The organism is Rhizobium sp. CB3090, assembly GCF_029714285.1.
GTDB lineage: Bacteria > Pseudomonadota > Alphaproteobacteria > Rhizobiales > Rhizobiaceae > Rhizobium.
Map to the genome: position 1 here is coordinate 1515148 of NZ_CP121662.1, position 22623 is coordinate 1537770.

Annotated in this window: 21 protein-coding genes; 10 read left to right on the forward strand and 11 right to left on the reverse strand. The window is 59.3% G+C overall.

Features of this window, described 5'->3' with window-relative positions; translation table 11 throughout:
- The first annotated feature begins 68 nt into the window (after positions 1-68).
- Positions 69-353, forward strand: coding sequence for an addiction module antidote protein (locus QA646_RS07385; RefSeq protein WP_283058394.1), 285 nt, complete (start codon positions 69-71; stop codon positions 351-353).
- A gap of 21 nt (positions 354-374) precedes the next feature.
- Here the strand turns inward: QA646_RS07385 and sufA are convergent, their stop codons facing one another.
- The 8 genes from sufA to QA646_RS07425 form a co-directional block, all read right to left on the reverse strand.
- On the reverse strand, positions 375-764 hold the full coding sequence (sufA, locus tag QA646_RS07390) for a Fe-S cluster assembly scaffold SufA (RefSeq protein ID WP_283058395.1): 390 nt from the start codon (positions 762-764) through the stop codon (positions 375-377).
- Positions 765-894: 130 nt separating this feature from the next.
- Positions 895-1275, reverse strand: a complete 381-nt coding sequence (locus QA646_RS07395; protein WP_283058397.1) for an SUF system Fe-S cluster assembly protein — start codon at positions 1273-1275, stop codon at positions 895-897.
- A gap of 11 nt (positions 1276-1286) precedes the next feature.
- Positions 1287-2528, reverse strand: a complete 1242-nt coding sequence (locus QA646_RS07400; RefSeq protein WP_283058398.1) for a cysteine desulfurase — start codon at positions 2526-2528, stop codon at positions 1287-1289.
- A gap of 14 nt (positions 2529-2542) precedes the next feature.
- A complete protein-coding gene (sufD, locus tag QA646_RS07405) occupies positions 2543-3817 on the reverse strand; it encodes a Fe-S cluster assembly protein SufD (RefSeq protein WP_283058399.1) in 1275 nt (424 codons plus the stop codon).
- A gap of 22 nt (positions 3818-3839) precedes the next feature.
- A complete protein-coding gene (gene sufC, locus QA646_RS07410) occupies positions 3840-4595 on the reverse strand; it encodes a Fe-S cluster assembly ATPase SufC (RefSeq protein ID WP_028753102.1) in 756 nt (251 codons plus the stop codon).
- A 29-nt stretch (positions 4596-4624) separates the two neighbouring features.
- Positions 4625-4906 carry a cytoplasmic protein gene (locus QA646_RS07415; protein WP_283058401.1) on the reverse strand — a complete coding sequence of 94 codons (282 nt, stop codon included), beginning with the start codon at positions 4904-4906 and terminating at the stop codon, positions 4625-4627.
- On the reverse strand, positions 4903-6372 hold the full coding sequence (gene sufB, locus QA646_RS07420; RefSeq protein ID WP_283058402.1) for a Fe-S cluster assembly protein SufB: 1470 nt from the start codon (positions 6370-6372) through the stop codon (positions 4903-4905). Before sufB ends, QA646_RS07415 begins: the two co-directional genes overlap by 4 nt.
- 148 nt (positions 6373-6520) lie before the next feature.
- Positions 6521-7687, reverse strand: a complete 1167-nt coding sequence (locus QA646_RS07425; protein WP_283058403.1) for a cysteine desulfurase family protein — start codon at positions 7685-7687, stop codon at positions 6521-6523.
- A gap of 233 nt (positions 7688-7920) precedes the next feature.
- Here QA646_RS07425 and QA646_RS07430 point away from each other — a divergent pair, with 233 nt between their 5' ends.
- Genes QA646_RS07430 through QA646_RS07440 form a run of 3 tightly spaced genes read left to right on the forward strand, consistent with a single transcriptional unit; the run spans position 7921 to position 9283 of the window.
- Positions 7921-8598: an alpha/beta hydrolase gene (locus tag QA646_RS07430; protein WP_107108170.1), complete on the forward strand. Its 678-nt coding sequence runs from the start codon at positions 7921-7923 to the stop codon at positions 8596-8598.
- Positions 8599-8654: 56 nt separating this feature from the next.
- The gene (locus QA646_RS07435; protein WP_283058405.1) at positions 8655-9077 is read left to right on the forward strand and encodes a putative toxin-antitoxin system toxin component, PIN family; all 423 of its coding nucleotides are present in this window, start codon (positions 8655-8657) and stop codon (positions 9075-9077) included.
- Positions 9074-9283 (forward strand): toxin-antitoxin system HicB family antitoxin, encoded by a 210-nt coding sequence (locus QA646_RS07440; protein ID WP_283058406.1) that lies wholly within the window; start codon positions 9074-9076, stop codon positions 9281-9283. The genes QA646_RS07435 and QA646_RS07440 overlap by 4 nt, the downstream gene beginning before the upstream one ends.
- Positions 9284-9289: 6 nt before the next feature.
- Here the strand turns inward: QA646_RS07440 and QA646_RS07445 are convergent, their stop codons facing one another.
- Positions 9290-9808, reverse strand: coding sequence for a GNAT family N-acetyltransferase (locus QA646_RS07445; RefSeq protein WP_283058407.1), 519 nt, complete (start codon positions 9806-9808; stop codon positions 9290-9292).
- Positions 9809-9986: 178 nt separating this feature from the next.
- Positions 9987-12401, reverse strand: a complete 2415-nt coding sequence (locus QA646_RS07450; protein ID WP_283058408.1) for a caspase family protein — start codon at positions 12399-12401, stop codon at positions 9987-9989.
- Positions 12402-12681: 280 nt separating this feature from the next.
- On the opposite strand from QA646_RS07450, the gene tyrS reads away from it, so the two are divergent.
- Positions 12682-13938: a tyrosine--tRNA ligase gene (gene tyrS, locus QA646_RS07455; protein ID WP_283058409.1), complete on the forward strand. Its 1257-nt coding sequence runs from the start codon at positions 12682-12684 to the stop codon at positions 13936-13938.
- A 201-nt stretch (positions 13939-14139) separates the two neighbouring features.
- Positions 14140-14466, forward strand: coding sequence for a hypothetical protein (locus QA646_RS07460; protein WP_283058410.1), 327 nt, complete (start codon positions 14140-14142; stop codon positions 14464-14466).
- 103 nt (positions 14467-14569) lie between these two features.
- On the opposite strand, the gene QA646_RS07465 is transcribed toward QA646_RS07460, so the two are convergent.
- Positions 14570-17989: a DUF3971 domain-containing protein gene (locus QA646_RS07465; RefSeq protein WP_283058411.1), complete on the reverse strand. Its 3420-nt coding sequence runs from the start codon at positions 17987-17989 to the stop codon at positions 14570-14572.
- 130 nt (positions 17990-18119) lie between these two features.
- Between QA646_RS07465 and QA646_RS07470 the strand changes: the two genes are divergently transcribed.
- The 4 genes from QA646_RS07470 to QA646_RS07485 all read left to right on the forward strand — a co-directional run bounded on the left by QA646_RS07470 (position 18120) and on the right by QA646_RS07485 (position 22609).
- Entirely contained in the window at positions 18120-18602 is a 483-nt protein-coding gene (locus QA646_RS07470) for a peroxiredoxin (RefSeq protein WP_283058412.1), read from the forward strand.
- Between the two features lie 11 nt (positions 18603-18613).
- Complete coding sequence (locus QA646_RS07475; protein WP_283058998.1) at positions 18614-19444, forward strand: ferritin-like domain-containing protein; 831 nt, start codon at positions 18614-18616, stop codon at positions 19442-19444.
- A gap of 116 nt (positions 19445-19560) precedes the next feature.
- Positions 19561-20895 (forward strand): peptidoglycan DD-metalloendopeptidase family protein, encoded by a 1335-nt coding sequence (locus tag QA646_RS07480; protein ID WP_283058413.1) that lies wholly within the window; start codon positions 19561-19563, stop codon positions 20893-20895.
- A gap of 199 nt (positions 20896-21094) precedes the next feature.
- Entirely contained in the window at positions 21095-22609 is a 1515-nt protein-coding gene (locus QA646_RS07485; RefSeq protein WP_283058414.1) for a DEAD/DEAH box helicase, read from the forward strand.
- Positions 22610-22623: the final 14 nt, after the last annotated feature.

Below are 22623 nucleotides of genomic sequence, written 5' to 3' on the forward strand. Positions count from 1 at the left end.
GGGACATGGCTTGCATGAAAGCGAGCCCGCTCTCATCCGCGACTGGCTTATATGGAAAGGCATATAGGATGGATGAGGAAAGACCCATCAGCATGGACGCCATGGACGGCTATATTGCAGCCGCCTTCGAAACCGACGATCCCTCTTCCATCGCCAAAGCACTTGGCGCCGTGGCGCGAACGCGCAACATGAGCAAGCTTGCCAAGGATGTCGGTATGAACCGCTCGGCTCTCTATCGGGCGCTCAGTGGGGACGGAAATCCGGAATTTGCGACGATTCTGAAGGTCGTGAAGGCGCTTGGCCTGAAACTGACGCCGGTGCCGGTGGTCGAACGGAAATCGGACGCCGCCTGATAAAGGCGGCGTAAGGATTGTTCAGACAGGCGGAGCCGCCTGACGCTGTGCTGCCAAAGCGGCGAGATCGGCGGGCTTCAACTCGACGGATTCGCCGCAGCCGCAGGCCGATGTCTGGTTTGGATTGGTGAAGGTGAAGCCGGAGCGCAGCGTCGTGGTTTCAAAGCCCATTTCGGTGCCAAGCAAATAAAGCACGGCAGACGGCTCGACCCAGACCTTGGCGCCGTCGCGCTCGATCAGGTCGTCCTTCGCATTCGGTTCGGTCACGAGGTCGATGGTATATTCCATCCCGGCGCAGCCGCCCTTCTTGATGCCGACGCGAACGCCCTTGGCATCGGGACCGGAATTCTCGACGATTGACTTGACGCGCGCTGCCGCGTCATCCGTCATGCTCATTACTGCAAAGCCCATGGGCTTATTCTCCTCTGGCATCGGCCCGAAAAGTGGATCCGGTTTTCGGACCAGCCGATGCCCACTTAAATGCAACCGGGGTCAAGATCCGGTGCTTCGAGTCTTAATGTAAAGCGAGCGGCTAAAAGCTTCAATACCAGCCGACGGCCACCTGCGCCTCTTCCGACATGCGATCCGGCGTCCACGGCGGGTCGAAGGTCATGATGACTTCGACGCCGGAAACTCCTTCCACGGCACCGACCGCATTTTCGACCCAGCCCGGCATTTCGCCGGCGACGGGACAACCCGGCGCAGTCAGCGTCATGACGATTTTCACCATGCGGTCGTCTTCGATATCGATCTTGTAGACCAGGCCGAGTTCGAAGATATCGGCAGGAATTTCAGGGTCGTAGACCGTCTTCAACGCGCTGATGACATCGTCGCTCAGGCGCGCGAGTTCGTCCTCGGGAATGTTGGAATGCACGATGCCCTCGCGCACGTCAATCTTCTGTTCGCTTTCATCGAGTGACATCGCTTGCCTCCTTAGGCAAAGAATTTACGCGCATATTCCAGCGCATCGGCCAGGGCATCCACCTCGGCGCGGGTATTGTACATGCCGAACGATGCCCGGCATGTGGAGGTCACGCCGAAGCGTTTCAAGAGCGGCTGGGCACAATGTGTACCTGCGCGGACGCCAACGCCTCGACGGTCGATCACCATCGAGACGTCGTGAGAATGGATACCTGCAAGCTCGAAGGAGAAGATGCCGCCTTTACCGGGCGCGGTGCCGAAAACGCGCAGCGAATTGATCTCCCGCAGCCGTTCCGCCGCGTAAGCCGCAAGATCGGCCTCGTGCCGGGCAATTGCCTCACGGCCGACGCTCTCCATGTAATCGAGCGCGAAGCCGAGCCCGATCGCCTGGACGATGGGCGGCGTGCCTGCTTCGAAACGATGCGGCGGATCATTGTAGGTCACGTTGTCCTCGGTGACATCGAAGATCATCTCGCCGCCGCCCTGGAAGGGGCGCATCTCGCGCAATCTGTCCTTCTTGCCGTAAAGCACGCCGATTCCCGAAGGGCCGTAGAGCTTGTGACCGGTCATGACGTACCAGTCGCAATCGATATCCTGCACATCGACCGGCAGGTGCACGGCGCCTTGTGATCCGTCGATCAGCACCGGAATGCCGCGCTCATGGGCGATGCGGCAGACTTCCTTGACCGGAACGATCGTGCCGAGCGCATTCGACATATGGGTGATCGCGACGAGCTTGGTGCGTTCCGTCAGGCTCTTTTCGAAATCCTCGATATGAAAGCCGCCGTCGTCGTCTATCGGCACCCAGACCAGCTTGGCGCCCTGCCGCTCGCGGATGAAATGCCAGGGCACGATATTTGAGTGATGCTCCATGATGGAGACGACGATCTCGTCGCCTTCGCCGAGTTTGGGCATGCCCCAGCCATAAGCGACAGTATTGATCGCCTCGGTCGAGTTCTTGGTGAAGACGATATCGTCCACCGAGGGCGCATTCAGGAAGCGGCGCACTTTTTCGCGCGCAGCCTCATAGGCTTCCGTGGCCGCATTCGAGAGGAAGTGCAGGCCGCGATGCACGTTGGCATATTCGCGAGAATAGGCGTGCGATATCGCGTCGATCACACTTTGCGGCTTCTGTGCTGATGCACCGTTGTCGAGATAGACCAGCGGTTTGCCATGGACGGTGGTCGACAGGATCGGAAAATCCCGGCGGATCGCTTCGACATCATAGGCGGTGGCTGGTACGATCTTGTCCACGAGCATTGCTCCAATCAGGCGTGATTTTCCAGCCAGGCCGAGATAACGCCTTCCAGCGCCTCGACCAGGCCTTCGTCTTCCAGCTCTTCGATAATTTCGGCCACGAAGGCATTGACCAGCATGGCGCGAGCCTTGTTCCGTGGAATGCCGCGCGCCATCATGTAATAGAGATGGTTCTCGTCAATATCGGCAACCGTGGCGCCATGGCCGCACTGCACGTCGTCGGCGAAGATTTCCAGCTCCGGCTTGACGGAGAATTCGGCATCGTCGGACATCAAGAGCGTGTTGCAGGCCATGCGGGCGTCGGTCTTCTGTGCATCCGGAGCGACACGGATCATGCCCTGGAAGACGCCGCGAGCCCGGTCGAACACCACGTTGCGGACGATCTCCGTCGAGCCCGTGTGTGGCACGTCATGACCGAGCACCAGCGTCACATCGGTATGCGTATCGCCACCGAGCAAGTTGACGCCGCGTAGCACGAGGTCGGAGCCCTCGCCCGTGACCTTCACATGCAGTTCCTGTCGCACCAGCTTGCCGCCGGCATTGATGACGAACAGCTTCAGCTTCGCATCCGCACCCAGGTCGACGCGGATCTGGCCGAGATGCGTATCCTCGGTTCCCTGCTCCTGCAGGATGATCCAGGTCACTTCGGCACCTTTGCCGATCTTGACGTCGCTGACCGAGGAGACCAGCGCCGCAGCACCGGGCACGGCCTGGTGGCGCTCGATCACGGTTGCCTTGACATCGGCGCCGAAGGAGACAGGCAGCCGGCTGTGAATCTGGCCGCCGGCATGCACGAACTGGATCTCCAGCGGCGCGTCGAGCTCAGTCCCATCCGGAAATTCGATGACATAGCCATCGCGCACGAAGCTGCCGTTGATGCGGCCGACAGCGTCGTCCCTGCCGAGCGCCGTCAATCCGGCGGCGGCAGTACCGTCAGCCAGACTGTCAGCGTAGCGGCTGACGACCAGGCCATCGACCGAGGTCTTGCCATCGGCGCTGCCCTGCAGGACGGAAAGCACGGCCGAACCGGGAACGGTCGGCGACAGGGGCTCGACGATACCGGCGCCGAGATCAGTGGGAACAGAACGCAGCAGGTTTTTGAGATCGGTATAATGCCAGGCTTCGAAGCGGCGCGTCGGCAGGCCGGCGGTCTTGAGATCATCCAGCAGGCGATCGCGGACGGCGAGCACGTCGCCATCGCCCGGCAAATCGCCCAACTGATTGTTGTAAGCCTCGATCAGCGCCGTCTCTGCGGCGGTCAGACGGCTCGTCGTCTGAATGTTCATCGACTTATCCTTTCCGCTCCGATCAGGCCGCAGCCCCAATGATATCGGCGTAGCCGTTGGCTTCGAGTTCGTGTGCCAGCGTCTTGTCGCCGGACTTGATCACCTGGCCCTTGTAGAGCACGTGCACGGTGTCCGGAACGATATAGTCGAGCAGACGCTGATAGTGGGTGATGACTATCACGGCACGGTCTGGCGAGCGCAGCGCGTTGACGCCGTCGGCGACGATCTTCAGCGCATCGATATCGAGACCGGAGTCAGTCTCGTCCAGTACGCAAAGCTGCGGCTCCAGGAGTGCCATCTGCAGGATTTCGGCGCGCTTCTTCTCGCCGCCGGAGAAGCCGACGTTCAGCGGGCGTTTCAGCATCTCGGTGTTGATCTGCAGCTTGCCGGCAGCGTCCTTGACGCGACGCATGAAGTCAGGCGTCGTCAGTTCGGCTTCACCGCGCGCCTTGCGCTGCTCGTTCATCGCTACCTTCAGGAACTGCATGGTGGCAACGCCGGGGATTTCGACCGGATATTGGAAAGCGAGGAAGATGCCCTTTGCGGCACGTTCGGCGGCGTCGAGCTCCAGAATGCTCTCGCCGTTGTAGAGGATATCGCCTTCCGTCACCTCGTAATCGTCGCGGCCGGAAAGAATATAGGAGAGCGTCGACTTGCCGGAGCCGTTCGGACCCATGATGGCAGCCACTTCGCCCGCCTTCACCGTCAGGTCCAGGCCGCGGATGATTTCCGTGCCGTCTTCGGCGATACGGGCATGCAGGTTCTTGATTTCAAGCATTTCCAGTTCCTTCAACCAGCCAGTGGCGATTAAACATCAAACCAGCGGCGCTTCATTCTTTGTAAAAATTTTGCGTCAGTCACGGGGTAGCCGGACGCATCACCAATTACCGCGTCGATTCCGCATTTCGGACATGTCGCGGTGAGATGTTCCTCGTCTTCCTTTGTCTCGCGTATCCATTCCCAAATCTCGGCGATCGGATAGATTTCAAGACAATGGAAGCAGCCAGAAGTTTCGCTCCCCTCGAGTTCGGTCCGATTGCGAATGCAATGGCGATGGGCAGCGACAACGCCTTGCTGTTCCTTGATCACCCTACCGAGCCTTCCAGCGAGATGCCGATCAGCTTCTGTGCCTCGACGGCGAATTCCATCGGCAGCTCCTGCAGCACTTCCTTGACGAAGCCGTTGACGATCAACGCGATCGCCGCTTCCTCGGGAATGCCGCGCTGCAGGCAGTAGAACAACTGATCCTCGGAGATTTTCGACGTCGTGGCCTCATGCTCGAAATGCGCAGACGAGTTCTTCGCCTCGATATAGGGCACCGTATGCGCACCACACTTGTCGCCGATCAGCAACGAGTCGCATTGCGTGAAGTTACGGGCATTCGTCGCGCGGCGATGCGCCGAGACCTGGCCGCGATAAGTGTTCTGCGACACGCCGGCGGCGATACCCTTCGAGATGATGCGGCTCGACGTATTCTTGCCGAGATGGATCATCTTGGTGCCGCTGTCGACCTGCTGATGGCCGTTGGAAACGGCGATCGAGTAGAACTCGCCGCGGCTGTCGTCGCCGCGCAGGATGCAGGACGGATATTTCCAGGTGATCGCCGAACCGGTTTCGACCTGCGTCCAGGAGATCTTCGAGCGGGCGCCGCGGCAATCGCCGCGCTTGGTGACGAAGTTATAGATGCCGCCCTTGCCGTGCTTATCGCCTGGGTACCAGTTCTGGACGGTCGAATACTTGATTTCGGCGTCGTCCAGCGCGATCAGCTCGACCACGGCCGCATGCAATTGGTTTTCGTCGCGCTGCGGCGCTGTGCAGCCTTCGAGATAGGAGACATAAGCTCCCTCTTCGGCGATGATCAGTGTGCGCTCGAACTGGCCAGTGTTCTTCTCGTTGATGCGGAAATAGGTGGACAGTTCCATCGGGCACCGCACGCCCTTTGGCACGAAGACGAAGGAGCCATCGGTGAACACAGCCGAATTCAGCGTCGCATAGAAATTATCGGTCGTCGGAACGACGGAGCCGAGATATTTGCGCACGAGGTCGGGATGCTCGCGGATCGCCTCCGAGATCGACATGAAGATCACGCCGGCCTTTTTCAGCTCTTCCTTGAAGGTCGTAACGACAGAAACGGAGTCGAACACCGCGTCGACAGCGATCTTCGACTTCTCGACGCCGGCAAGAATTTCCTGCTCACGCAGCGGAATGCCGAGCTTTTCGTAGGTCTTCAGAAGCTCCGGGTCCACTTCGTCAAGCGACTTCGGACCGGCGAACTTCTTCGGCGCAGCGTAATAGTGAATGTCGTTGAAGTCGATCTTCGGATAGTCGACGCGCGCCCATGTGGGCTCTTCAAGCGTCAACCAGCGACGGTAAGCCTCGAGCCGCCATTCGAGCATCCACTCCGGCTCCTGCTTCTTGGCGGAGATGAAACGGATAATGTCTTCGGAAAGACCCTTGGGAGCCTTTTCCACCTCGATGGTAGTCTCGAAACCATATTTATACTGGTCCACGTCGATCAGGCGAACCTGATCAACCGTTTCCTGGACTGCAGGCATGTCGTTCTCCAATCTCGCCGGATCCAAGGTCCGGCAGCTTGTCAACGTTGCGGCAGACTGAAATGTCTGCCCTCTATGTAGTCGGCCAAAAGGGACTTTTCAGCCCACTTGGCAAGCGGAAATTTCTGTTTCCGCAAAATTGTGGCCGTTAGGCCGCAGCTCCGGCAGGTTTGCGCCGGCCGGCAATTCTGGCGAACGCAGCAATCGCACGCTCGACATCCTCTTCGTTCGTCGCAAATCCAAGCGAAATGCGCAGCGCCCCAAGCTTGGGGTCGCAGCCCATTGCCATCAGCACATGGCTTTCACCTACCTTGCCGGAGGAGCAGGCGGAGCCTGCAGAAATCGCCACTCCTTCAAGATCGAAGGCGATCTGTCCGGTCTCGGATTTCAGCCCCGGCAAAGTGAAGAAACTGGTATTCGGCACGCGTGGACCGCCTTCGCCATGTATGATGACATCGGGCGCGGCAAGCCGCATGCCCTCCTCCAGCCGATCACGAAGTTTCGCAACAGCCGCATTGCGGCTATCGAACTCGGCAATCGCGGCGGCAGCAGCCGCACCGAAACCGATGATGGCCAACGCGTTCTCGGTGCCGGAGCGATGTCCTTTTTCCTGACCGCCGCCATGAATCAGCGGCTTCGGCATCAGCACTTCGCCGCGCGAGATGAGCGCGCCGCCCCCTTTCGGTCCGCCGATCTTATGCGACGAGACGATCAGGAAATCAGCGCCGATCTCGTTGATATCGATCGGAACCCGACCTGCCGCCTGCACGGCGTCGACGATGAAGACGCCGCCGAATGCCTGCACGATCTTAGCCGCTTCATATACGGGCTGGAGAATGCCGGTTTCGTTGTTGGCGAGCATGATCGCCACCATCGGCAGGCCGTTTGCCTTGTCATGTGCCGAAAGCATCGCGTCCAGCGCGGTCAGATCGACAACACCGTCCGATGTCACCGGTATTTCGCTGATCTTTTCTTTCGGGAAACGGCCGCCTTCGCGCAGCGCAGGATGCTCGATTGCCGATATATAGAGATGGCTGATCGCAAGCGGCGTGCGGCCCATGCGGAATTCCGGTGTCAGCACCATGTTGGCGGCCTCAGTCGCGCCGCTGGTAAAGACCACATGAGCCGGTTCGGCGCCCGTCAGACTTGCGACCTGCCGGCGTGCGGCTTCGATCGCCGCTCGGGTCGCACGACCTTCGCCATGAACGGAATTGGGGTTTCCATAGAGGTCCAAGGCGCGCAACATAGCGTCGCGCGCCGCCGGATGAAGCGGAGCGGTGGCATTCCAGTCGAGATAAAGGCGCGTTGCCGCCATAATCTTCTTCCTGCCTGACGAAGCCTTGTTGTGCCCGGCTCATTTTCCTTGAAATTTCAGCCGGGCATGCCTTATGACACGTTCCACAAACCGTTGCGCAAACAACGCGTGGAAGTTCGCGCCAAGTTTCGAATTGTTCTAAACTGCGTTCTAGAAAAGATGAGCGCAATAGTCAAGTCAACTTACTGCTTCCCACATGGTTTGAACGCAGAAAAAGAAGAGCCGGAGTATCGATGCCCGAAGTTATTTTCAACGGCCCCGCAGGCCGCCTTGAAGGCCGCTATCAGCCCTCCAAGGAAAAGAGCGCCCCGATCGCGATTATCCTGCACCCGCATCCGCAATTCGGCGGCACGATGAACAATCAGGTCGTCTACCAGCTCTTCTATATGTTCCAGAAGCGCGGTTTCACGACGCTTCGCTTCAATTTCCGCGGCATCGGCCGCAGCCAGGGTGAGTTCGACCATGGTGCCGGCGAGTTGTCCGATGCCGCCTCGGCGCTCGACTGGGTGCAGAGCCTGCATCCGGATTCCAAGAGCTGCTGGGTCGCCGGCTATTCCTTCGGCGCCTGGATCGGCATGCAGCTTCTGATGCGCCGCCCGGAAATCGAAGGCTTCATGTCGATTGCGCCGCAGCCGAACATCTACGATTTCTCATTCCTGGCACCCTGCCCGTCCTCCGGCCTGATCATCAACGGTGATTCCGACAAGGTTGCCCCGGAAAAGGACGTCAACGGCCTCGTCGAAAAGCTGAAGACGCAAAAAGGTATTCTGATCACGCATAAGGTTGTGCCTGGCGCCAACCACTTTTTCAACGGCCAGGTCGATACGCTGCTCGGCGAATGCGAAGACTACCTCGACCGTCGTTTGAACGGCGAACTGGTGCCGGAACCGGCGGCCAAGAGGATCAGGTAAATCGAAAAAACTACATTGCTGATTGACGATGCTCCATTCAATGACAGGCTCTCGAAATGAGAGCCATCATTGATACCAATGTTTTTGTCAGTGCGTGCATCGGTGCAGGTCCCGCCTCATCGGTGGTTGAGGCATGTATTGAAGGTCGTGTTCAACCCGTCATGGGCGCCAAGCTATTCCTTGAGTATGAGGATGTGCTGGCAAGAGGAGCGCTATTTGCAAATGCGCGTCTCAGCGAACCCGAAAGACAGTTGCTCTTCAATGTATTCGTTAGCAAATGTGAGTGGTGTCCTATATATTTTCTCTGGCGACCCAATTTGCGGGACGAGGGAGACAATCACATTGTCGAACTGGCGATCGCGGGGAACGCAGACTATGTCGTGACTAGCAATGTAAGGGACTTTCGAAACCCGAACTTGCGTTTCGACAATGTCGTTGTTGTAACGCCCGAACGCTTTGAGCAGGAGTTGGGCAAATGAATGCCGTAACAATCCAGATCCCTGACGATATGCATGAAAGCGTCAAGGCGATTGCAGCTGAAAAGGGTGTCGATGTCGCAACACTACTGATCGATGTGACAGAATCAATCATTCGCGAACACGACGCAGAGATGCGCTTCCGTAAAAGGGCCGAGCGCGGTGCAGGTCACGACAGCGAGGCTCTGGCCTTGCTGCGCCGGAAGTAACAACCCTCACCGCGACATCTTAAAACAGAGACCTGAAACACCATCGATGATGATCGGCGAGCGGTATTCCATGCCGATCTTGCGGAGAACCCGTTGCGATGCAATGTTTTCCGGATGCGTGAAGGCTATGAACCGATCAGTAAAGCCGCGTTGGAAGAACCAATCCGCCAACGCCCCAGCAATCTCGGTCGCATAGCCGTTTCCCCAGGCGTCCTGGCAGATGGAATAACCGAGCTCGAATTCGCCGCGATCATGCTCCCCCTGAAACCGTGAAAATCCGGCGCGGCCGATGAAACGGCCGTCGTCCCGTCTCAGCATCTTGTATTTGGTCACGCCATCCCGCGCATGTTCACCGAACCAAGTCTTCAAGCGGTCCTCGGCCTTCTCCAGGGTCCACGGGGCAGCGCCTGAAAGATAGCGTGTCGTTTCGATCGTGGAATGCAGTTGCCGAATCATTTCGGCATCGCTCTGGTCCCACATAGTCAGAACGAGGCGTGAAGTTTCGAGTATGATGGCGTCACTCATTTACCTGCCTGCTGCCCTGATAGAACTGAAGCCCGCGGTACGCATACGACCGTATCGATATGAACCGCTGCGTAAGTGCTAAACGCACGGCAGGATTTCAACAAGCGCGACCACATAACAATCCTGATAGTGAAGGCCCGCCTAAGCGGACCTTCAGGTTATCGCGAGATATCATCGGTCATTGGCATGCAGGCAGGCCCGGAGCACCGCACTTCTTCTTCTCCGGAGGTTTTTGCGGCGCGGGTGGAGGTCTTTTCGCCTGCTGTTGCATGACCTTTGGCTGAGGTTGAGGTTGCGGCCTGGGTTGAGCCTGCGGCTTCGGAGCCGGTGGAGGTCTCTGCTGCATGACCCTTGGCTGGGGTTGGGGTTGTGGCCGGGGTTGAGCCTGCACCTTCGGAGCGGGCGCCCTCGGCTGCGCGGCTACGTGAGGCACCGGCTTTGGTTGAGCAACTGGCGGCTTTGGTTGAGCAACTGACGGATTGACATGTCGTTGCGGTGTGGCCGCGATATGAGGCTGATTGCTAACCTGCGGGACCGCCTTGGGCTTCACCGGCTGGCCAGGCGCATTGGGTTTCGGCGCTGCGACAGCAGAGTTTGGTTTAACGCTTGGAGCTGCGTTTGGTTTAACGATTGGAGCCGCCTGAGGTGCTGGGGTCCTTGCAATCGGATTTTGACCTTTCACGGCAGGCGCGTTGCCGGCAGGCGGCAGCGGCTGACCTTTCGAACCAGGAAGCGCATGTGCCGTGGCACCTCGCCGAGCGGCTGCAGTAGGATTTTGCACGGCATTTGGTGCAACCTGAGGCTGTTGCGCCTGCTTTGTCTGAGGCGCTGCCTGATTGTTCGGCAACTTGCCGGCAGGCGGCAAGGGCTTGCCGCTGGCACCGGGAAGCGCGTGAGCCGCGTTTCCGCCCTGTGGCTGAACAGAAGGTGCTGCGGCCGGACCGGTTGCGGGCGCTGTTTTAGCCGCGGGGGCCGGATTCTGCTTCTGCAGAACCGCGGCCTTCTTCTGCACCGACGGCGGCAAGGCGGCGTGCAACGCCGCTGCGCCCGCGCCGGCAATGACGGCCGCGCCGCCGAGCTTCTGTCCGGTCGTCAGCCCGGGCGCAGCAGGCGCGGTCCCGTTCTCGTTGACCGTCGTATTGTTTACGGTCGTGTTGTGAATGTTGTTGAAGATGACGTTGTTTTGGGGCGGCGCCACATCGCGCGGCGGCTCGACCCAATTCGGGACCGGAACGAAGACTGGCGCTGGCAAGACATAGAGATCGTCCGAGACCTTCGGCGGTGCAAGGTCGACGAAATCCCGCGGCGGCGGTGCCAGGAAAACCTCGGGAGGCGGCGGAGCGAAACCGAAGTCGGCATCATCGAAATAAAGGACGCGCCGGTCGACATAGACGATTTCCGGCGGTGGCGGCGGCGGCACGTCATATTCGATCACGGTAAACGACGGCGGCGGCTCAAGCGCTGCATCGAAATGCTCCAGACGGCGGCGGGCATCCCAGACGTGGGGGCCACGCGGATAGCGTCTGAGATAGGACCAATAGGCCTCCGGCGTGTCCACGGTCCAGGTTTCGCGCCAGGTAATCGCTTCACGACGAGCAGCTATGATGGCGCGCACCCTTTTCGCCATGGGGTCGTGCGGATAGGCGGCCAGGAAATCCTCATAGCCCTGCATCGTGTCGCGATCGAGCGCGGCAAAATAGGCATCCCGCTCGTCGAAATCGCGGATCGCCTTCGTGCGGATTGCAGCACTATCGTAACTGGACACCTGGGCGGCCGGCGCATTGGGGCCGCGATCGAAGAAGGTGAAGGCGTTGTTGAATTTGGAAGCATCCCAGGAGATCTGCGCGCCCTTGGTCAAATCGCTGACCCGCAGGCGTGTCCGATCGAACACATCGCCGAGCGACAGGCCGCCGACCCGGATCATCTCCGCCAGCGCATGCGCATAGGAACCATAGGGGCCTGCCTCCTGCGGCGCGACAGTACCGGGTGCCGCGTTGAAGGCGATCAATTGGTTGGCGTCCGGCTCGACCAGCGCCAGGCCGCCAGCCAGCGGTTGATCGGATTGCACGAACGGATTGGCTCTTGCAGCATCGAGCACCACGATGCTGCCGCGATTGTTGATGGCGGCCAGCGACTTGGTGAAATCGCTAATCCGTAGGGCCTGGACCGGAACATCCGTAGCCTTGGCGATCTGCGCATCCACAGGCACGAAATAATTATCGCCCTGATATTGCACCCCGTAGCCCGCCAAATAGACGAAAACGACAGTATTGGGACCCGATGCGTTCGCTTTCGTCAGAAAATCCCTCATCGCATCCCGCAACCCGTTCTGGTCGAGGTCGCGTGCGCCGATCACGTCGAAGCCGGCTGCCTGCAGCGTTTGCGCAATCAGGCCGGCATCATTGGCCGGTGTCGGCAAGGCGCCTGCCTGATAGGCAGCATTGCCCACCACAAGCGCTATTCTCTTTTCGGGGGAATCTTGGGCTATGGCTGCGCTTGCGACAGCGATACCAGCCAGAACCAACATCATGGCAATGAATGCCCGGATCGTCTTTCTGAATGACGATCCCATCATCGAACGCATTGGTGACATACCAGTTTCTTTCACGAAACATCGCACACACCCCATCAGCATAGAATATTAGGATTGGATTTGGGCGAATGCGCGGCATGTCCCAGGCGGCTTCGGGGCGATGTTGCGGTCTATTCACGCCCGGACATGCCTGTTTATAGACCCCACTCCGCCGAAACTTTCTGTCCGTGCCACCAAAATGATGACGCGTCGGTAAATCGATGCTAAACGCGCCCGGCGACATTCAACAACAGTGACTTCGCCGCATGCTACACCTGCGGCGCCCCGAGAGACCAAGATCATGGCTGAGTTCAAATCCGATTTCCTGCGCACCCTGCAAGAGCGCGGCTTCATCCACCAGATTTCCGATGAAGCCGGCCTCGACTCTTTGTTCGCCAAGGAAACCGTGACGGCCTATATCGGCTTCGACCCGACGGCGCCGAGCCTGCATGCTGGCTCGCTGATCCAGATCATGATGCTGCATTGGTTGCAGGCGACCGGCCACCGCGCTGTCTCGCTGATGGGCGGCGGCACCGGCATGGTGGGCGATCCCTCTTTCAAGGAAGAATCGCGTCAGTTAATGACGATCGATACGATCGAAAACAACATCGCCTCGCTCAAGCGCGTCTTCTCCAACTACCTGACATATGGCGAAGGCCCCAAAGACGCATTGATGATCAACAACGCGGAGTGGCTGCGCTCGCTCAACTATCTCGAATTCCTGCGTGACGTTGGCCGGCACTTCTCCGTCAACCGCATGCTGTCCTTCGAGAGCGTCAAGATGCGCCTGGATCGCGAGCAGTCGCTGTCCTTCCTCGAATTCAACTACATGATCCTGCAGGCCTACGATTTCGTGGAACTCGCCAAGCGCTACGATTGCCGCTTGCAGATGGGTGGTTCGGATCAGTGGGGCAATATCGTCAACGGCATCGATCTCGGCCACCGCATGGGTACGCCGCAGCTCTATGCACTGACTTCACCGCTGCTGACCACCTCTTCCGGCGCCAAGATGGGCAAATCGGCCTCCGGCGCGGTCTGGCTGAATGCCGACCTGCTCTCGGCCTATGATTTCTGGCAGTACTGGCGCAACACCGAGGACGCTGACGTATCTCGTTTCCTGAAGCTCTACACCACCTTGCCGATGGACGAGATTGCCCGCCTCTCCGCGCTTGCAGGCTCCGAGATCAACGAGGTCAAGAAGATCCTCGCGACGGAAGTCACGGCCATCCTGCATGGCCGCGAGGCCGCCGAACTTGCTGCCGAAACGGCGCGCAAAACCTTTGAGGAAGGCGGCCTCTCCGAAAACCTGCCGTCCGTCGACGTTCCCGCGTCCGAACTCGACGCCGGTATCGGACTGCTCTCACTGATCGTCCGCGCGGGTCTCGCCGGCTCGAATGGCGAAGCCCGCCGTCACGTCCAGGGCGGCGCGGTGCGCATCAACGATCAGGCGATCAGCGACGAACGCAAGGTGATCGGCAGCGGCGAAATCACCGCCGACGGCGTCATCAAGCTGTCGCTCGGCAAGAAGAAGCACATCCTGATCCGTCCTGCCGCCTAAGAGATCGACTGACACCGAAACGCAAGAAGCCGGCGCATCCCGCCGGCTTCTTGCGTTTCAACGACTTCGCTGTGCCTCCGGGGCGTCGCTGAACAAGCGGAATTGACGGAGTGTCGGCGCCGGAAGCAATTTTATACTCGATCATGTCGGGCCACGGCATTTCCGTTCGTCTTTTGCAGAGATCAGCTTTGGAGGTGAGTTATGAACGAACTGCCGGTGATCAAAACGAGGCGTAAAGGCAGAAGCCTCACGCAGAGCATGCTGATTCCAAGCGAGGAAATGGTCGCAGAAGCACTCCGCGCGGCCCCTCCAGGCGAGTTGTCTGACATTGGGTGGATAAGACAGGCACTCGCCAGGGAACACGGGGCGGATGCCTGTTGCCCTGTCACCGTCCAAAGACATCTGGTCCAAATCAGTCAAGACGGTACCGCCCCGTTTTGGCGCGTCGTAGATCCTGATCGACCTTTCGCGCGGCGCATGGTCGGTGGTCCGGAACGCATACGCCAGCAGTTGGCGGCTGAAAAATGACCCATTCTCTCCGATGCGTGCCAACGTCGGGTGGCGGCGCATTGGTGGAAATCGAAGCGGACGGGCATCGCCGATGGTGATCGCCACTATTCTGTGCGCTTGCTCAGAACTCGAAGATCTGCCGGAACACACCCGGCGCTATGATCGACAGCGGATTGATCTGCAGGTTCGGTTTCTCAAAACTACCGGTGAGCCTGAAAGTGATGCCGATCAGGCCGCGGTCGCTGCCATTGCCAAGGATGAAGCCGACGATCGGCACTTCGGCGAATAGCCGGTTGAGACCGTAGGCGGGCATGAAGGTGCCTGTCAGGTCCATATTGCCGTTCGCGTCTTTCACCGTGCCTTGGAAGGTTGCGCCCACCTGCACGCCGCGGACAACGCCATTTTCCACCGCAAGCGCCCCTTTGCGCAGCACCAACCGCGCAAAGCCGCGCTGGAAACTCTGTGATCGCGTATCAATATTTTGTTTGACCGCCGAATTCAGGCTCCGCCCATTTTTGCCGCTCGGCGTGGAAACGATGGTCGAGAGCTTCTTTTCGTCGATGATGGCGAAGTTGCGGATATCGAGCGATCCGTCCCAGGCTTCCGCTCCTGTGGAGCGCAGCGACAGGTTGAGCAGGCCACCTTGCAGATGCTTGTAGAGATCGGCAAAACGCGCCACCGCGCCGGCATCGCCGCTGGTGATGCGAATGGTCCCGCCGTCTCCGCCCTTGCTCATTTGGCTGACGACAGCTTCGCCGCTGCGCGTGAGGCCGGAGAAATCCGCGGCTATGGTGCGGCCGCCGGCGATGGAATAGACGCCCTTGAGATTCCCGATCGACTCGTCGTTGAAACCGACGACCTTGTCGAGATTGGCGCGGATCGTTGCACCGGGCGAATCATCCCTGTTGTCCGCTTTGTCGCTCGACGATGTCTTCAGCCGCGCCAGGACCGGCCGGAGATCGGCTGAGTTGCCGGCGACGGATATGTCGTAATTGCCGCTTTTGCCGTGCTTGATCGACAGAGCGAAATCATCGAGCGCGGAAAGCTTGACGCTATCGAAACTTGCCGAAGACAGCCCCCCCTTGCTGACGATGAGATCGCCGCTGACGCCGAAGCCATCGCCCTTGAGGATGAAATTTTTGAGCGCCGTCTGACTGTCCGGCCCGGAAGCCTCGAACTGGGCGCTTGCGGGAATGCCGCTGCCCTTCGACCAGCCGACCCACGGCACCGTCAACGCGGCCTTGGCGAGGTCGACTTTGACGCCTTGGCGATCGTCGTCGATGCGCGTGAGTTCTATCTTGATCGGGCCATCGATAATGTCGTTGAGACCCGGCATGACGCTGTTGCGCTGGGCATCGGTAAGCGTGGCCGTGATCACGCGGCTGCGCTTGACCGATGACTTGGCGTCCGTCGGCTCGACCATATCGATCTGCGCGGGAATGCCATCGATCTGCGCCTGGGCATTCAGATGCACGGATTGGGGATCGGCATTGATCCCACCGGTAAGATTGGAAATCTTGCGATTATTCATCGGCTTCAGCAGATCGACATCATCGAGCTGCAGGTTAGCCTTCCAAACCGGCGGCGGCGGCTTCTGGTCGCTGATCAGGCCGATCGTGGCATCGACCTTGGCGACGATCTTGCCGTTGAAATTCTCCGGTTTGAATTCGGTTCGCTGCAGCACTTCCAGAGGCTTATAGGTCAATAGCTCGCCGATTGAATCGCCCGAACCCGATATGTCCAGCTTGAGTTCGGCCATGAGCGGCTTGTCGTAGGCCGAAGGGATCGAGAAATTGCTGTTGCTCAGCGTTACGGAACGGCCGGTCGGGAAATAGGAAGTGCCGCTCGCAATATCGACGCTCATCGTCGGGCCCGTCAGATCGAAATGCGCCTTGGTATCCCGGATCGGCGGAATCTCGCCCGGTACATCGAGGCGGGCGCCGTCGATATCGAAGGCGATATGCAATTCGTTCTTCCCGAGTTGCAGCTTGCTGGTCTTTGCCGCCTCTGCCAGTCGTCCGGCGGGGATGAAGACCGAAATGACCCCGTTGGTCACCGTCCCTCCGAAGAGGTTTTTTTCCACCCATACCCGCGGTTTCGAAGCCATCCAGAACGGCCAGAGTTGCTTGATCGCAGTCGTATCGAGCTTGTCGGCGCGGCCGCCGAAACTGATCTCCGGTGAGCTGTCTCCGAGTTTCATATGCAGCGAGCCGAACAGCGCCCCGAGCGGCGTCGAGATGCCGAGATTCTGGAATTGCAATTCCTTGGTCGCGGCAAGGAAGCGCCCTGTCGCCTGCCCGTCGAAGCTGACCGGCTGTTCATCCGAAATGGAGGATGCCGCCGTGCCGCCGCGGATCAGGAAGTCGATGCCGAAGCCCTTGCCGGCACTGGCATCGATGCGGTCGAGGTCGATCAGCGCGCCGGAGAATGGCACTATGGTACCGACGAATTGGGCTTTCGACGGCACGATCTCAAGCGTCTGATGATCGAAGTTATAGGCGAGGTTGATGTTGGCCTGTGTCAGCTCCTGCGGATCGCGGTCCATATAAAGCGTGCCGGGCTGGACATCGATGGAAGCACTGAGCTTCGGATCGATGCCTTCACCGCCACGAATCGCGGTCACCGTCATCCCGGCGAAACTCATCAAGCCCTGGCGCGGCGTACCGTTCTGATCATAGGCCATCGTCAGTGGCTTCAGGTCGAGATTGGTGACCTTTGCGATCAGAGAAGAGCTGCGGCCGGCCTCCTGTTGATCGGCGACGACATCCAATGTTGCAACGGAGCCGTTGACCGCAACCTGCCCGTAAAGATGCAACGATGACGGTCCGTTGCGCTCGAAGGTGAGGTTGTCGACCACAAGCGAGATCGGTTCGCCGCCCTCCTGTCGTGCCAGCTTGACGGCAAAGCCGGAAATACGCACCGAGTTCGTGCCGCCGCGCTCGACGAAACGCTCGAGGAAATCGAGATTGTCAAAGGCTGAAAACAGCGCTCGCGGCAGCGCGTCGACGCGCAGCGTCGTCAGATCGACGGGATCGCCCTGCGGTAGCAGCGAGGTGTCGAGCGCGATGCCCTCTGCTGCCACATTGGCCACTTCGACCCGGCCTTCGACAAGCGCCAGCGGATCGAGCACCATACTGACCGCAGCCATAGTCGACAGATGCTTGCCGCTTTCCTGATCGACCACATTGACGTTGCGGGCTTCGAGTTCCAGTCGCAGGCTTGGTGTGAAGCGGACCACAGTGGAGCCGACTTCGGCCTTGTAGCGCGGCCCGATCGCGTGATCGAGCGCGAGCTGCGCCTTCTGCGACAGGGGCTCATCGAAAATGCCGTTTTCGATAGTGAAGATAATTGCGCCGAAGATAAGGGCGAGGAAAGCGGTGAAAACAAGGGTGATGCGGCAGACATGCCAGACATGCGAGCGCTTGCGGCGGACCGGCTCGGGGACATGCACGATCAAAGGATCGTCCACCTGAGCGGAAGGCAAGTGGTCGAGCGAGACGAGATCCTTTTTGCGGAATGTAATCTTTTCGCCTCGGATCACTCCCGTGCGTCCCTTTCGTTTTTCGCAATTTTGTTGGTGACGCTGCGTCCGATGTGGACGGCATACCGGTGCAGTATATATGGCTGATATTTGGTGTCATCCAAAATCCCGGCAAAAGAAAGGTTTTCCCGTGACCGAAATCTCTCTGGTTGAATTAGGCATCGGCGACAGAGCGCCAGATTTCGATCTTCCGCGCGATGGCGGTGGCCGTGTGCGCCTCGCTGATTTTGCCGGTAAGCCATTGGTGCTGTTCTTTTATCCCAAGGATGACACGACCGCCTGCACCGCCGAATCGATCTCTTTCACCGCGCTTGCGGCGGACTTCGAAAAAGCTGGCGCGGCCATACTCGGCATGTCGCCGGATTCGGTCAAAAGCCATGACAAATTCGTGAAGAAGCACGCCCTGTCCATCCCCCTCGCCTCCGATGAAGAGAAGACTGCCGCTGAAGCTTACGGCGTCTGGCGGGAAAAGAGCATGTATGGCAGGATCTATATGGGCGTGGTGCGCTCAACCTTCCTCATCGGTGCGGATGGCAGGGTCGTGAGGATTTGGAGCAAGGTCAAAGTGGCCGGCCATGCCGAAGAGGTCCTTGCCGCAGTCAGAGCACTCTGATGCCCGTGGCCATGCCGGTGGAAATCGAGACCATCACCTCCTTGCGCGGCGGCGCGATCGCCGCCATCCGCTCGGCCGATCTCGACCGCAAGACGGCGCTTGCCCAAGAGTCTGCAAGCCGCTGGTTCGCACGCACCCTGTCGCTGCGCTCGCCGCGCGACCCGGCACTGGCCGATCGCCCCGGCCGGCCGGAAAGACCGGAGCTGGTGCCGCCGAAACATATGGAGAAGCGCTCGCTGCATACGGTCAAAGGCCGCATCGCGCTGCTACATGCCATCGCCCATATCGAACTCAACGCTGTCGATCTGGCGCTCGATATCGTTGCTCGCTTTGCCACCGAACCGGTGCCCAATTCCTTTTTCGATGGCTGGATGCAGGTCGCTTTCGAGGAGGCAAAGCATTTTCTCATGGTGCGGACGCGTCTGCGCGATCTTGGCGCCGACTATGGCGATCTGCCGGCTCATGACGGCCTGTGGCAGGCTGCGCACGCGACCCGCAACGACCTCACCGCACGTCTTGCTGTCGTCCCCCTTATTCTCGAAGCTCGCGGCCTCGACGTGACGCCGGCGCTGCAGGCAAAAATGCGCGAGACCGGCGACATGGAGAGCGCTGCTGTCCTCGATGTCATCTACAATGATGAGAAGGGACATGTCGCTGTCGGGGCCAAATGGTTCCGTTTCCTCTGCGCCCGCGAAAAGCGCGATCCGGCCCGGACGTTTCAGGATTTGGTGCGCGCCAATTTCCGTGGTTCGCTGAAGGCGCCGTTCAATGACATTGCCCGCGCCGAAGCCGGCCTGACCCCTTCCTTCTATCGCTCGCTCACGTCTAAAAGCAATTCCTAACATACTAAATTATAAGAGTTTTTTTGTTTTCTAGGGGTGCAATAGAAAGCAATCGTTAACCATAATTCCGTGTAGTCATCAATGGATGCGAATGCGCATCGATTGGGAGATTCTCGGTGACAGCCAAGCCTCAGAACCGGGTTTTCGGCAAACAAAAGCGACAGCACACCATTATCGTCGCGAGTGGCGATACGGTGCGCCACATGACCGTGCGCCCGTGGATGGCGGCGCTCGTCGTCTGCTTCGTCGGCATCTTTTCCATTGGCTATCTCCTCGCCACATCCTATCTCGTACTGCGCGACGACCTGATCGGCGCCACCATGGCCCGGCAGGCACGCATGCAGTATGACTATGAAGATCGCATTGCGGCGCTGCGCGCCCAGGTCGACCGCGTCACGTCCCGTCAGCTTCTCGACCAACAGGTGGTCGAGGAAAAGGTCGACAAGTTGATGGAGCAGCAGCAAGCCTTGTCGTCTCGCCACGGCAAGCTCGATGCGCTGCTTGACCGCGCCGAAAGTTCCGGCCTTGTGAACAAGGATGCGCCTGGAGGTGCAAGTGCGGCAGCAGCCAAAGGCGATCACGCGGAGCTGACGGGAGGGCTTAAGTCGATAGAGAGGCTTCTTTCGAGCGGCAAGCCCGCCGATGCGACCCCCGACAATTCCACCCTCGCCTATGTCCCCGCCCCTGAAACCGTCGCGGACCATGCCGACCGGGTATTTTCGAAGGTGACATTGTCGCTGAAACATATCGAGCAGGATCAACTGGCCCGCGTACGCCATCTGACCGCAGGCGCTTCAGAGACCGCCGATGAAATCCAGTCGATCATGCAGAATGTCGGCGTCAAGGTTCCGGCCACAATAGCCGGTGCTGAGACCAAGAATGACGGTGCCACAAATGATGATGGGGGCGTCGGCGGCCCTTATGTCGCACCGGAAAATGTCGATCAATTCGATCGGTCCATGGCCGATCTCGACACGGCTTTGACGCGCCTCGAAACTGTGCGCGGCGCAGCCGAAAGCCTGCCCTTTCGCAATCCTGCGCCTGGCAAGCTGATCACGAGCCCATTCGGCAATCGCAAGGATCCTTTCTTCGGAAAGCTGGCATTACATACCGGCACCGATTTCCACTTCAGTCCGGGCGAAAAGGTCAAGGCGACGGCACCGGGCAAAGTCGTCTCCGCCGGCTGGACAGGCGGATATGGCAACATGGTCGAGATAGACCACGGCGATGGCATTTCGACGCGGTACGGCCATATGGAAGAAGTGCTGGTCAAGGTCGGCGATACAGTCAAGACCGGCGACGCCGTCGGACTTGCCGGCAGCACGGGACGTTCGACCGGGACGCATCTTCACTATGAAGTGCGCGAAAACGGCCGTGCGGTCGACCCGATGTATTTCATCAATGCAGGCACGAAGCTCGCAAGTTATATCAACGAGCTAGGGACAATTTGACCGCGGGAATGGTGACAAACGAGCAACAAAGGTGGCGCTAATCTAAAAATTGCGTTATCTATTGCCCTGAAGCTTTCTGACGCGCCCGCTTTCCTTGACTTCGCGGGTATTTGGTTCTATGTCGCGCTGCATTGCGGCATGCTTAAAGCGTGTCGACTCACGAGTGTTCGACCGAACCGGAACGGAAATAGTTTTCCCTTTGACAACATTTGCTGACCTTGGCCTGAGCCAAAAAGTCCTATCCGCGGTAACTGACGCGGGCTACACCACACCGACTCCGATCCAAGCCGGCGCAATTCCTTTTGCGCTCCAGCGTCGCGATATCTGCGGGATCGCGCAGACGGGTACCGGCAAGACCGCCTCCTTCGTTCTGCCGATGCTGACGCTTCTCGAAAAGGGTCGCGCCCGTGCGCGCATGCCGCGCACGCTGATCCTCGAGCCGACGCGTGAACTCGCGGCACAGGTTGCGGAGAATTTTGAGAAATACGGCAAGAACCATCGCCTGAACATCGCTCTGCTGATCGGCGGAGTTTCTTTCGAGGACCAGGACCGCAAGCTGGAGCGCGGCGCCGATGTGCTGATCTGCACGCCCGGCCGCCTGCTCGACCATTTCGAGCGCGGCAAGTTGCTGATGAGCGCCGTCGAAATCTTCGTCATCGATGAGGCCGACCGCATGCTCGACATGGGCTTCATCCCCGATATCGAGCGCATCGCCAAGCTCATTCCCTTCACGCGCCAGACATTGTTCTTCTCGGCCACCATGCCGGGCGAAATCCAGAAACTGGCCGACCGCTTCCTGCAAAATCCGGAACGCGTCGAAGTCGCCAAGCCCGCTTCGACGGCAAAGACCGTCACACAACGCTTCGTTGCCTCGCATGGCAAGGATTACGAGAAGCGCGCGACTTTGCGCGATCTCATCCGCTCCCAGACCGATTTGAAGAACGCCATCATCTTCTGCAACCGCAAGAAAGATGTCGCAGATCTCTTCCGTTCGCTGGAACGCCATGGTTTCTCGGTCGGCGCGTTGCACGGCGATATGGATCAGCGCTCGCGCACGACCATGCTGCAGAACTTCCGTGACGGCAATATCCAGCTTCTCGTCGCTTCCGATGTGGCGGCGCGCGGCCTCGATCTTCCCGATGTCGGCCACGTCTTCAATTTCGATGTGCCGATCCATTCGGAAGATTATGTCCACCGCATCGGCCGTACCGGCCGTGCCGGGCGCTCAGGTGCGGCCTTCACCATCGTGACGAAGCGCGATACCAAGCATGCCGATGCGATCGAAAAGCTGATCGGCGAAGAGGTCGAATGGCTGAACGGCGACCTGTCGTCGTTGCCGCCTGCCGAAGAAAGCCGTGATGACGATCGTTCTTCCCGTCGCCGGGATTCCAAAGGTAGAGGCCGCGACCGGGATCGCAGCCGCGGAGGCCGGAGTGCCTCGAGTCATAAATCTGATATCGACGTCGAGGATAATGGCGTCGAAGTGATCGAAGCAGCACCAGCAAAGGCCGAAAGCGTGAGAAACGAGCGCAAGTCTGAGAACAACAAGTCCCACAACGGTTCTCGTAACAATCACCGGCCCTTCCCTGCTGCCAACGACGACAATCGCGAGCGCCGCAATCGCTACCGCGATCAGGACGATGGCCCGACCCCGGTCGGCTTCGGCGATGACATCCCCGCCTTCATGCTGATCGTTGCCAACGCCAAGGGCTGACAGGCTCGCGGCGC

Excerpts from the sequence above, each read along its gene's own strand:
- QA646_RS07435 (WP_283058405.1), top strand. The coding sequence starts at position 8,655 with ATGAGAGCCATCATTGATACCAATGTTTTTGTCAGTGCGTGCATCGGT.
- QA646_RS07475 (WP_283058998.1), top strand. The coding sequence starts at position 18,614 with ATGCCGGTGGAAATCGAGACCATCACCTCCTTGCGCGGCGGCGCGATC.
- QA646_RS07395 (WP_283058397.1), bottom strand. The coding sequence starts at position 1,275 with ATGTCACTCGATGAAAGCGAACAGAAGATTGACGTGCGCGAGGGCATC.
- QA646_RS07430 (WP_107108170.1), top strand. The coding sequence starts at position 7,921 with ATGCCCGAAGTTATTTTCAACGGCCCCGCAGGCCGCCTTGAAGGCCGC.
- QA646_RS07445 (WP_283058407.1), bottom strand. The coding sequence starts at position 9,808 with ATGAGTGACGCCATCATACTCGAAACTTCACGCCTCGTTCTGACTATG.
- QA646_RS07385 (WP_283058394.1), top strand. The coding sequence starts at position 69 with ATGGATGAGGAAAGACCCATCAGCATGGACGCCATGGACGGCTATATT.
- sufA (WP_283058395.1), bottom strand. The coding sequence starts at position 764 with ATGGGCTTTGCAGTAATGAGCATGACGGATGACGCGGCAGCGCGCGTC.
- QA646_RS07460 (WP_283058410.1), top strand. The coding sequence starts at position 14,140 with ATGAACGAACTGCCGGTGATCAAAACGAGGCGTAAAGGCAGAAGCCTC.
- QA646_RS07440 (WP_283058406.1), top strand. The coding sequence starts at position 9,074 with ATGAATGCCGTAACAATCCAGATCCCTGACGATATGCATGAAAGCGTC.
- sufB (WP_283058402.1), bottom strand. The coding sequence starts at position 6,372 with ATGCCTGCAGTCCAGGAAACGGTTGATCAGGTTCGCCTGATCGACGTG.
- sufD (WP_283058399.1), bottom strand. The coding sequence starts at position 3,817 with ATGAACATTCAGACGACGAGCCGTCTGACCGCCGCAGAGACGGCGCTG.
- sufC (WP_028753102.1), bottom strand. The coding sequence starts at position 4,595 with ATGCTTGAAATCAAGAACCTGCATGCCCGTATCGCCGAAGACGGCACG.
- tyrS (WP_283058409.1), top strand. The coding sequence starts at position 12,682 with ATGGCTGAGTTCAAATCCGATTTCCTGCGCACCCTGCAAGAGCGCGGC.
- QA646_RS07450 (WP_283058408.1), bottom strand. The coding sequence starts at position 12,401 with ATGTCACCAATGCGTTCGATGATGGGATCGTCATTCAGAAAGACGATC.
- QA646_RS07425 (WP_283058403.1), bottom strand. The coding sequence starts at position 7,687 with ATGGCGGCAACGCGCCTTTATCTCGACTGGAATGCCACCGCTCCGCTT.